This window comes from Brasilonema angustatum, assembly GCF_059505445.1.
Map to the genome: position 1 here is coordinate 1 of NZ_JCACKO010000104.1, position 11,353 is coordinate 11,353.

An 11,353-nucleotide genomic window follows, 5' to 3' on the forward strand; every position below is an offset into this window, starting at 1 on the left:
TATTGGCTCCCCAATTTAAAATCTAAAATTTAAAATCTAAAATTGTTTCGGTCATCGTTTCACAAATCTATCATCATGTAGAAAATATAAAATAAAATCATACACGCCTAAAAGGTGATGGGATTATTCGCTCCATAGGAGGCTATTGCCTTTCCCCTCCTGCACGGATCGTAAGATACATCGTTCTGCTTTACATCAGAAGAAATATTATACTCTAATGTTCGCAAAAAGCTATGAAAAATTAAGAGGTACCCTGATGGATACCTTTAAAAACTACTGGCTTGTTCAATCGGCTAGAGTTTCAGCGAACATCCTCATAAAACTGCTTTAGGTATTGTGGCGAGACGCCTATACCCCAAAGAAAGCCAATAGAAAGATATATGGCTGTCGCTTTGAAAAAACCCCAATGTGCCACACGGCGATCGCTACTTTGGACAATGCGGTTCACCAGACGGATTTTCCCCTGTCGCACCAGCTTCAGGCATAAGTCAGCTTCTTCCATGATTGGAATATTGCTGTCAAAACCTCCACATTTCCAAAAATCAGCACGACGTGCAAATATGACTTGGTCACCAAACAACAAGCGCAGCCCTTGAAAAAACAGATGTGGGCGAAAAAGTAATGGCGCGTAGTAACTTTTTACAAAGTTGTGCAGTGATACTCCCCATCGAGTGGTTCTATCACCTGCCATCAAAGAAATAAAACCTCCCCCTGCAACAGTTTTGTCTACTAGTGTTTGTTCAATAACGGCTACAAGATCGTCTGGAACCAACGTGTCTGCATGTAAAAAACAAAGGATTTCTCCGGTTGCAACCTCCGCGCCTTGATTCATTTGTGCAGCACGTCCACGTTTTTTGGCAGCAATAACAGAAACTCCAGCCTTTTGGGCTATGATAACGGTTTCGTCAGAACTGCCACCATCTACAATTAGTACCTCCTGAACTGGAGGCACTAATATACTAAGATGGCGTATTGTGCGTTCCAGACACTGCGCCTCATTTAAGGTAGGGATAATAATTGAGACACCAGACATAGATTAGTCATTAGTCATTAGTCATTAGTCATTAGTCATTAGTCATTAAGAGGCAGTGCGCCCTTGCGAGTTCCCCCGAGTGTGCAACCTGCCGTTCATTAGTCTAAATTCTGCACGTTTTTGTAGCTTATATATAGCTGGTACTCTGGTTGACACCGTTTCCTTGCGGTTAACTTGGCTTGTTAGCTACTCATGAGTAAACATGAAACTTTTGACTGTGAACGACCGACTATCAACTAACCACCAACTACCTGCGTACAATTGGATTTTCCACTGATAGTCGGTATTGTTCGACTTCTTCTGTATAACCTATAGGCAAGACAGCTTCAACGTTTTCATGGGGACGAGGAATGATCACCCAGGATTCAAGGGTTCCGCCATGAACCTGTTCTATAGCCTCAATACCAGCCTGCATCGAGGTTTTTACCTCTGATACATCCCCACGAATATTAACAGTAAAGCGAGCACTACCCACTCTTATATATCCTACGAGAGTGACTCGACCTGCTTTCACCATAGCATCCGCTGCTGCTAGCACAGCAGGAAAACCTTTTGTTTCAATTGATCCAACTGCCTGTAGTGGCATTGGTTGTCTCCTATGTCAAACGTATGTGGCGCTACTGAATCATTGTACGAATCTTCCTACAGATTTCATAGTAGGTGTCCATGATCTTTATTTTCAACCGCTCATACATCCAGAACGAATTGAAGGCGATCAAACACGTACCAAAAACGCCAGCGACTCCAGACTTAACCGAAAGGCAACCTGCAACGCCGGATAGTATTTGTGCCCATGAGTCTAGACCATAAGTAGTATCTGTTATTTGATAGATATTTCCTAGTGTATATACTGAAATAAAAAGTTGTTGACTCAATGAGTATAGATTTACAAAAATTGTAGATAAAGTCTAAGCCTTCAATAATTATAAGTGAATATACTGCACCTTAAAAAGCAATTATCTTTTATGATTAAGTATCGTATAGCACATCATAAAAATTTGGGAGACAAGTTAAAAAGCATTAAAAATTACAAATAAATACGGCAAAGAACTGTCCTAAATGCTTAAAGAGCGGTGAGACAGCCAGGAGTTTATTTCAAAGGCAAACCCTTTGAAATAAGCTGCGGTGCTGTAGTAAGGAAGCTACTTTGAGCCACATTCCGAACTAGAAGTTTGGAGATTCTGGCTGGAAGTTGGCGTTAACTTTTCGCCCGATTTTGTTTGCACAAAACAGCTATCTGGTCAACGTTTTCCAGCTATGGGTTGAACTGCTCTACCGGGCAATCAGGGCAGGGGGTTTGGGACTCGCTTACTCCACTTGCAGTTTAAGGTCATCGCTTTCATGCCAACCACGGGAGCGGCTGCGCCCCACAATACATGAAAACTTTCCTGATTTCTTGTCCAATCAATAAAATATCCCAGTACTTTCAACCGTGGATTATGGACAAAAACGACGTGGTTTAAGCATTTGCTTCCCAGATATGAACTACCCGTGTATCTTATCACCACTGATTTCTATGATTGCACAAATGGCACGAAAAGTTCCCGGGTTTTTCCTGCACGCCTGATAAATCAGAACGTGTCGGCATTGGGTTCCGATTTAAAAATGCGGGGCTACCTGCCTCCCGTCATATCTTCGGTGTTGTGAAGAAAAGTAAATAAGGCTCAAACTCTTTCTGTCCCTGCTCGGGTGCTCGGGTGCTCACGCCAGGTGCTACAACGGGGGGAACCCCAACGCCAGATCCCTCTGTCGGGAAACCCTCCTGCAGGACTGGCTCCCCTGCCTTATTCCAACAATAATTATTTACGCCGACCTACTTACGTCGTCGATTGATGTAACTCTTGCTCAAAGAAATAACAAATAAAAATATTCATGATTTCCTATCAATATTCTTACATCAAAAGGAAATACAATGCAAGAAGTAAAGGCAATTAAGACTTTATTACCACTTCTAAGATTGTATCCTTGGGTCATTCCAGTAATTATCATTCTAGGGATGTTCTCCTCTTTATTTGAGGGATTAGGAATTAGTCTGTTTATACCTTTTCTCCAGACTCTAGATACAACAAACTCACAAAGAGGAGCTAGTAATTTACTAGTCAATTTTCTTAATCAAATATTCATCAACATCCCACAAGATAAACATCTGTTCATAATACCAGTGTGTATTTTGGGGTTAGTTATACTAAAAAACTGCCTTGCATACATCAGTACTCTTCTTGGTCATTGGCTGTACTGGCATATTGGACAGGGTTTGCTGTGCAAAATTTTTCAGCAGCTTTTAAGCGTGAGTTATAGTTTTTTGGACTCTCATCCATCAGGTAAATTGCTGAATACACTGGATATCGAAACTTGGCGAACTTGCGATGCTATTTTTCTGCTCGTTAATATCGCTATCAGTCTGTGTACAGTTTTTGTTTTTGTGATTCTGCTGATGCTGACATCCTGGCAACTAAGTTTATTGGTTACTGTTGCCTTGGTACTTATATCACTAACTATACAGTATGTAACGCGCAGGGCAAAAAAGCTGGGTAGGGAGTCAGTACAGGCACACAATAACCTTGCTAATCGCGTGATGGAAGGGTTTTACGGAATGAGGGAGATTCGCGCATTTGGTCACGAATCTTACGAACTCAAACGTTTTGAGGAAGCAACAATCCATTCACGTATTATCGCTCTGAAGTTGGCTAAGCTTTATTCAATTACTGGACCACTGTCGGAAGTTTTAGCAGTTGCTTTATTAGTATTTATTTTGATTATCGCTCTGCGACAACAATCTAACGTTCCTACATTATTAACATTTATTTTTATGCTTTATCGTCTCCAGCCAGTCGTGAGGCGGTTAGATACTGACCGTGTGAATTTGATTGGTTTATTGGGTGCTGTAGAAGATGTAATGTCATTTTTAGAGATAACTGAGAAACATAATATTTGCTCAGGTAATATTGAATTTCAACGTTTACAAGGAGGAATTACTTTTGAATATGTTAACTTTTACTACAACACTTCAGAAAAACCTGCACTTCAGGATATTTCCTTTTTTATACCACAAGGTAAAACTACTGCAATAGTTGGACCTTCAGGCGCAGGTAAATCTACAGTCATTGGGTTAATTTGTCGGTTTTATGAAACGGAATCTGGAGAGATATCTGTTGATAACTACCCTATCAAAAAGTTAAATTTATCTGCTTGGCGTAGTCGAATTGCTATTGTTAGTCAGAATATTTATATCTTTAATACAACAGTAGGAGAAAATATAGCCTATGGTCGCTTGGATGCTACAAAATCCGAAATTATTGCAGCCGCAAAAAAAGCGAGTGCCCACGAATTTATTAGTCAATTACCTCAAGGTTACGATACTATCGTTGGCGATCGCGGCATTCGGCTTTCAGGCGGACAAAAACAACGTATAGCCTTAGCCCGCGCGATCGTTCGCGAACCAGAGATTTTGATTCTTGATGAAGCAACTAATGCTTTAGATAGTCTTTCTGAGAATTTCATTCAGGAAGCTCTTAATTCCTTTAGTCAAAATCGCACCGTGATTGTGATTGCCCACCGTTTATCTACTATTAAGCAGGCAGAGCAAATTATTGTCTTGCAAGAAGGACGGATTGTAGAACAAGGCAATCTCCAGTATTTACTTAAACTCAATGGATTATTTGCCCAACTTTATAATCTGCAATCTGGAAGTGCTCAAATTTAAATATTTAGGGTATGGAAAATCATGAAAAGTCAACCTCTCGTTTCTGTCATCACTCCCTTTTTTAATACAGAAAAGTTCATCCAAGAAGCGATAGAAAGTGTACTCACCCAATCTTATCAAAATTGGGAATTATTATTAATAGATGACGGTTCCAGCGATGGAAGTACTGTAATTGCTCAGTACTATGCAGATTTGTATCTAGAAAAAGTGCATTATTTCGAGCATGATGATCACCAAAATCGCGGTAAGAGTACTTCTCGCAACTTGGGGATCAGCAAGGCAAAAGGTAAGTATATAGCTTTTTTGGACGCTGATGATGTCTTCTTGCCACAAAAACTAGAACAGCAGGTGGCAATTTTAGAATCTCAACCTGAGACGGGTATGGTTTATGGACCGACTCAACATTGGCATAGTTGGACAGGTGAACAAGAAGATTACCAACGTGACAATATCAGACCACTTGGAGTTGTGCCGAATACTTTGTTTCATCCACCAAGTTTAGTAACTCAGTATTTAAAAATTGCTGGGATCGTACCTTGCACTTGTGGATTGCTGGTGCGACGGGAGGTTATAGAAGCTGTAGGAGGATTCGATGACACTATTCAACATATGTTCGAGGATCAAGTGTTGCTAGCAAAAATTTGCTTGCACACCCCCGTATATGTGGATAGTAGCTGCTGGGATCGGTACCGCCAACACTCAGAGTCTAGTTGTTCCAAAGCAATCCAAACAGGCAAGTATCATCCTTTAAAACCCAATCCCGCACATCAGATTTATTTGAACTGGCTACAGAAGTACATCACTGCACAGGGAGTGCAAAACGCTGAACTCCAGAATGCACTAGAAAAGGCTCTTTACCCCTATCACTATCCCATGTTGTACTTTCTATTGCGAGTAAAAAAGAAAGCAGCGCAAATTGCACGCAAAAAATTTCCCGGTTCTCTCCACCGCTTCATAGGAACGCAGTTGCTTGGTGATCAATATATTCCTCCTACAGGGGCTGTGGACTTTGGTAGCCTGGGACGAGTTACGCCCATGAGTCAAGCCTTTGGCTACGATAGAGGTCAGCCTGTTGACCGCTACTATATTGAAAACTTCCTTGCCCATTATCAAGAGGATATTCGTGGGCGTGTCTTGGAGATTGGTGATGATAACTATACAAGGCAGTTTGGTGGCTATGTCTCCAGTAAGGACTCTGTCCAACGCATCACCCAAAGCGACGTACTTCATGTTACAAAAGGCAATCCCAAGGCGACAATCGTTGGGGATCTAGCCTCTGGCGACAATATTCCATCAAATAGCTTTGATTGCTTTATTCTGACGCATACAATACAGTTCATTTACGATGTACGGGCGGCACTTAAAACAGTCCACCGCATCCTTAAGCCTGGAGGAGTCGCCCTGGTTACAGTTCCCGGCATTAGTCATATTGGTGATTATCAGTGGGCTGATTACTGGTGTTGGAGTTTCACTGCTTTATCAGTAAAGCGTCTGTTTGAAGAGTTCTTCCCAACAGAAAATCTCCAAATTGAAACTCACGGAAATGTACTCGTAGCTAATGCTTTTCTCTATGGGCTAGCAACACAAGAACTGCGTCAAGAAGAATTAGACTACTGCGATCGCAATTATCAAGTCACAATTACTATCAAAGCAGTAAAACCAGACACTGTATGAAAATACCTGGAGTTAGTAAACTGCGGCGAATGGCTAAACGCTTGCGGGGGCGTTTAGCACCGGGAGGTCTTATTTTGATGTACCACCGTATTACTGAAGTGGAATCTGATCCTTGGTCAATTTGCGTTAGTCCCCGCCACTTTGCCCAACAGATGGAAGTCTTACACAAGTTTGGCGAAGTTGTTTCGTTAGAGCAATTAAACCAGACATTGCAACAGGGGAAAACTCCTCATTCGCAGATAGCAGTCACTTTTGATGATGGTTACACAGATAATCTCTATAACGCCAAACCGCTGTTAGAGCGTTACGATATTCCTGCCACCATGTTTTTAACCAGTGGATATATGGAGCAAAAACGTGATTTGTGGTGGGATGAACTTAATAGGTTGTTGCTGGAACGTGGTTCTTTACCAGAAGTTCTTTGTTTAGAGATTAACGGTACAACCCATCGCTGGGAATTGGGTACAGCAGCCAATTACAGCGAGGAGGAATATCAGCGCAATCGCTCTTGGAAGGCGTTGGGGGAAGATAACCCCACTCCTCGCCATACTCTTTACCGTACACTTTACTGGTTGCTATCGCCCTTGCTTCCCGAAGCACGACAAAAGGTTATGGATCAACTGCTGGCGTGGGGTAATTGTGTTGCAACACTGCGCTCAAATCACCGCATTTTGAATTCAGAGGAAGTGTCTATTCTAGGAAGCGAGTTGATTTCAATTGGTGCTCATTCTGTCACACACCCATTTTTGTCTTTCTTACCTGCTGACCGACAGAGGGAAGAGATTCAAGACAGCAAAACCCATCTTGAGGAGATTATAGGACAAAAAGTGGTGAGTTTTGCCTATCCCCACGGCAACTATTCTGAGGAAACAGCAAGTTTGGTGGGGGAAGCAGGATTTATGAGTGCTTGCACAACTTATCCTCGTACCGTCCGCAAACAGTGCGATCGCTTTAAATTACCTCGCGTTGTTGTTGAGGACTGGGATTCTGAAGAGTTTGCCAAACAGTTGTCTGAGTGGAGAGCAAACTAAATGGTTAGGACTTACGCAAAAACCCTCTTAAACCCTCTTACCTTTGTGCTCTTTGCGTCCTTTGCGGTTTATTTTTTCATGATTTTGCCTAAGTCCTGATGGTTTATCTTTCCACTTCAGCAACTTCCTTAGGTACACCAGCAGTCAATACTTCATGACCTGTTGATGTTACCAAAACATCGTCCTCAATCCGAATACCGATACCAACCCAACGGGGATCTGTTGCTGGCTGATCTTCTGCGAGCTTGGTATCTGGTACGATATAAAGTCCTGGTTCTACTGTTAGCACTTGACCTGGTTGTAAAATCTGCGGGTTATCGTCACCATGCTGATAAACACCCACATCATGAACATCTAAACCTAGCCAATGACCAGTACGATGCATATAGTAGGGCTTGTATTTTTCTTCTTCTATGAGCTTGTCAATTTCACCCTTGAGTATACCAAGTTCAACTAAGCCTTCTGTCAGGACACGTACGGCTGTATCGTGAATTTGTTTGTAGGGATTACCTGGTTGCACTTGGGCAATCGCCTGCTTTTGTGCTTCTAAAACAATCTCATACAGTGTCTTTTGTTCTGGGGTAAATTTGCCACTGACCGGAAATGTACGCGTGATATCGGAGTTGTAATAACCATAGGCACAACCAGCATCAATCAGCAGCAACTCCTTGTCCTGCATTTGTCGGTCATTTTCAATGTAGTGCAGAATACAGGAATTCACTCCAGAAGCAACTATTGAGGGGTAAGCTGGTCCCAGTGCGCCACGGAGGCGAAAGATATGTTCAATTTCTGCTTGAACTTCGTACTCGTAACGCCCTGGTTGTGTAAATTTGATGGCGTGATTGTGTGCTTCAACTGCAATATCAGCAGCTTTGCGCATCAACTCCAACTCTGCTTGACTTTTCATTAATCTCATGCTGTGCAGAATTGGACCAGTATCTTCAATCGCAATTGGTCCTGTACCCCGCTTGGGATAAGTCCGCATCAAACGCTGCCAATGATTGAGGATTTTGTCGTTGAAAGTGCGATCGCGCCCTAGATGGTAGTATATGCGATCAGCTTTTTCCAAATACTGTGGCAACTTTTCATCCAGTTCGGCGATCGGGTAAGCCTCGTCTGCACCATACACTTGTTTTGCGGCTTCTACCCCACAGCGATAACCACTCCAGACTTCCCGTTCTCGATCTTTTGGTTGGACAAACAACACAAACCGGTGTTCTGGGTGTGATGGTGCTAAAACTGCAACTGCTTGCGGTTCGTTAAACCCACTCAGATAGTAAAAGTCGCTGTCTTGGCGAAAAGCGTATTCTACATCATTGTGCATCACCGCTGTTGGCGCGCTACGAAAGATTGCAGTCCCATTCCCAATTTTTGACATCAATTGCTCACGGCGCTGCTGATATTCTGCCTGCATCATTCTAATGGTGTTTCTTGATTAATTATTGTTTCAAAAGTACTCAAAACTATAAGTTTCTTTAGTTAGTTAGTTTGTACTTATTATCATCCAGACCTATTATAGACTCTTTGATAAATTCTTTGTAATTTTTATACTTCAATTATAATGATATTTGCTTGATAGTTTTTTCACATAGAGTAACAAATCATACCATTTACTGATGATGTGGTCGCTACAGTATTGTTACCCTAGAATAAGATATGCGTTGTATTAAGTTGTACAAAACTGTTTCAGCTCAGTATACTTTGCACGAGTACAGATTGGGCTTTTGAACTCAGGGTTAGTACCTTGAGTTAGTATTGCTCTTGCCTAAATCAAAAAAGCTCAGTTTCTGACCGTGCAAACTATAGCTTAAAAGAAGTTCCCCACTCAAGCGATAGATAAGAATGGCTAAATTTCCCATCATCGAATACGACCAACTCAGTGATTCCAAGGTCAAAGCTATATATAAAGAGATTCAGGTTGAACTGGGATTTGGCATAGTGCCAAATTTATTTAAATCAATGGCAATCAATCCTGGGATCTTGGAAGCGAATTGGAAGAAATTTCGCAGCACTATCCTCAAAGGAGATGTTCCACGCACACTCAAGGAAATGCTGGGAATTGCTATTTCCCAGGCTAATAGTAGTCCTTATGCACTGAATGTGCATTTGCATGGATTATCATCATTAGGCATGAGCGAGGAAGTTTTAAGAACCCTAGTTTCAGATTTTGCAGCCTGTCCGCTTCCCAAACGTGAAAAAGCAGTGATCAGCTTTGGTTTGAAAGTCGCGACTGAACCGCACACACTCACGAGTAAAGATTACCAACACCTCTATGACTTAGGTTTAGACAATTCTGAAATATTTGAGATTGTCGCTACAGCAGACTTATTTACGAGTGTCAATAAATACACTGATTCAATTTCACTAGAAATTGATACATTATGACTTCCCTTCCCGTCTCTATTGGTACTCGGCTAGAACAACAGGACTATCAGCAACTGTTGTTGCTTTCTCGTCGCTTGCTTGCTGAAGCTCAAGCGCTTTCCAGTAGGATCGCAGCTGTTAATGAAATTGCGATCGCCATCAATCGTTCGCTGAAGCTGGATGAGATTTTGCGAGTTGTTAGTAAACAAGCAAAATGGTTGTTAGACTTTGAGCATTGTAGTGTTTGCCTGAGCGATACTAATGATTATTGGCGTATCGTGAAGCTGTTCGGTCCTACTGTCGAAGTAAAGTTTTCTGATACAACAGAAATGGGTGTCGTTGGCATTAGTCTGGAAACAGGTCAAGCCCGACTCATTCATGAAAAACCTACAAGGGGTTTTCTTAGCCAGTACCAATCGCAGATCATCATTCCATTGGAATGTGATAATCGCGTGCTTGGTACAATCAACTTTGCCACCTCAGCAGCAAGAAGTTACACTCAAGAAGATTTACGCATTGGCTATTTACTAGCAGTGCAATTATCTGCAGCCATCCGTAATGCTGAACGCTTTGAGGAATTAAACCGGCTGTATCTTGAATTAGATAAAGAAAAACGCAAGACAGATGAATTGCTTTTGAATATACTACCAATAGATATTGCCTCTGAGCTGAAGCAGACTGGTGCTGTTAAGCCTGTCTATTATGAATCTGCTTCTGTTCTGTTTACAGACTTTAAGAATTTTACTAAGTTATCAGAACAGTTGACTCCACAAGAATTGGTTGATGAACTAGATTATTGTTTTTCTTGTTTTGATCAGTTTACTGAAGCGCATGGCTTAGAAAAATTGAAAACAATTGGTGACAGTTATATGTGTGTTGGGGGAATTCCAAACCACAACAAAACTCATGCAATTGATGCTGTGCTAGCTGCTATTAATATTCGCACTTTTATGGAATGGCGTAAAAAAGAGAAGGCGCTTTTAAATCAACCATATTGGGATATTCGTATTGGTATTCATTCAGGATCATTATTAGCAGGTGTGATTGGACACAAGAAGTTCGCTTACGATGTCTGGGGTGACACTGTTAACACCGCTTCTAGAATGGAATCATCTGGTCTGACTGGAAGTATTAATATTTCTGCCTCAACTTTTGAGTTAATTAAAGATTTTTTTCTAGTTGAATCTAGAGGAAAAGTTAACGCTAAAAATAAAGGCGAAATAGATATGTATATTGTTAAAGGTATAAAAGATAGTTTAGCTATAGATCCAACAGGTTTATTACCAAATAAAGAATTTAATGAACTATATTTTGCTATCCAACCAGAAACAGATACATTAATTGAGGAGAGCCTTATTGATCAGGAGTGAGAAATGTCATCTCAGGATTTAAACCGTAAAGTCTCGAAACAAAGCTTGGAAAAACTCATTGAAACACTCGAACTGTTAACTTACAGGATTTTTATGTAAGGTGGGCATTGCCCAATACGGTTCAGTTAACTCCTAACTTGCACATTTTAGAACCGTTATACAGTAAGGCTTTGAGAAA

General features: G+C 41.3%; 8 protein-coding genes. 5 read left to right on the forward strand and 3 right to left on the reverse strand.

The features are described from left to right. Positions 1–301 precede the first annotated feature (301 nt). Positions 302–1,033 carry a TIGR04283 family arsenosugar biosynthesis glycosyltransferase gene (locus AC5JM2_RS18125; protein ID WP_495836247.1) on the reverse strand — a complete coding sequence of 244 codons (732 nt, stop codon included), beginning with the start codon at positions 1,031–1,033 and terminating at the stop codon, positions 302–304. Positions 1,034–1,280: 247 nt separating this feature from the next. Next, positions 1,281–1,619: a carbon dioxide-concentrating mechanism protein CcmK gene (locus tag AC5JM2_RS18130; RefSeq protein WP_495836248.1), complete on the reverse strand. Its 339-nt coding sequence runs from the start codon at positions 1,617–1,619 to the stop codon at positions 1,281–1,283. 1,326 nt (positions 1,620–2,945) lie between these two features. Between AC5JM2_RS18130 and AC5JM2_RS18135 the strand changes: the two genes are divergently transcribed. The 3 genes from AC5JM2_RS18135 to AC5JM2_RS18145 are packed head-to-tail and all read left to right on the forward strand — an operon-like array spanning position 2,946 to position 7,441. Then, entirely contained in the window at positions 2,946–4,736 is a 1,791-nt protein-coding gene (locus AC5JM2_RS18135) for an ABC transporter ATP-binding protein (protein ID WP_495836249.1), read from the forward strand. A 21-nt stretch (positions 4,737–4,757) separates the two neighbouring features. Next, positions 4,758–6,410 (forward strand): glycosyltransferase, encoded by a 1,653-nt coding sequence (locus tag AC5JM2_RS18140; RefSeq protein WP_495836250.1) that lies wholly within the window; start codon positions 4,758–4,760, stop codon positions 6,408–6,410. Next, positions 6,407–7,441, forward strand: coding sequence for a polysaccharide deacetylase family protein (locus AC5JM2_RS18145; RefSeq protein WP_495836251.1), 1,035 nt, complete (start codon positions 6,407–6,409; stop codon positions 7,439–7,441). Before AC5JM2_RS18140 ends, AC5JM2_RS18145 begins: the two co-directional genes overlap by 4 nt. A gap of 103 nt (positions 7,442–7,544) precedes the next feature. On the opposite strand, the gene AC5JM2_RS18150 is transcribed toward AC5JM2_RS18145, so the two are convergent. Beyond that, positions 7,545–8,855, reverse strand: coding sequence for an aminopeptidase P N-terminal domain-containing protein (locus AC5JM2_RS18150; protein ID WP_495836254.1), 1,311 nt, complete (start codon positions 8,853–8,855; stop codon positions 7,545–7,547). Positions 8,856–9,283: 428 nt separating this feature from the next. Between AC5JM2_RS18150 and AC5JM2_RS18155 the strand changes: the two genes are divergently transcribed. Together AC5JM2_RS18155 and AC5JM2_RS18160 are read left to right on the forward strand one after the other, a co-directional pair. Beyond that, positions 9,284–9,826: a carboxymuconolactone decarboxylase family protein gene (locus AC5JM2_RS18155; RefSeq protein ID WP_495836252.1), complete on the forward strand. Its 543-nt coding sequence runs from the start codon at positions 9,284–9,286 to the stop codon at positions 9,824–9,826. Next, a complete protein-coding gene (locus tag AC5JM2_RS18160; protein ID WP_495836253.1) occupies positions 9,823–11,175 on the forward strand; it encodes an adenylate/guanylate cyclase domain-containing protein in 1,353 nt (450 codons plus the stop codon). The genes AC5JM2_RS18155 and AC5JM2_RS18160 overlap by 4 nt, the downstream gene beginning before the upstream one ends. The last annotated feature ends 178 nt before the right edge of the window (positions 11,176–11,353 follow it).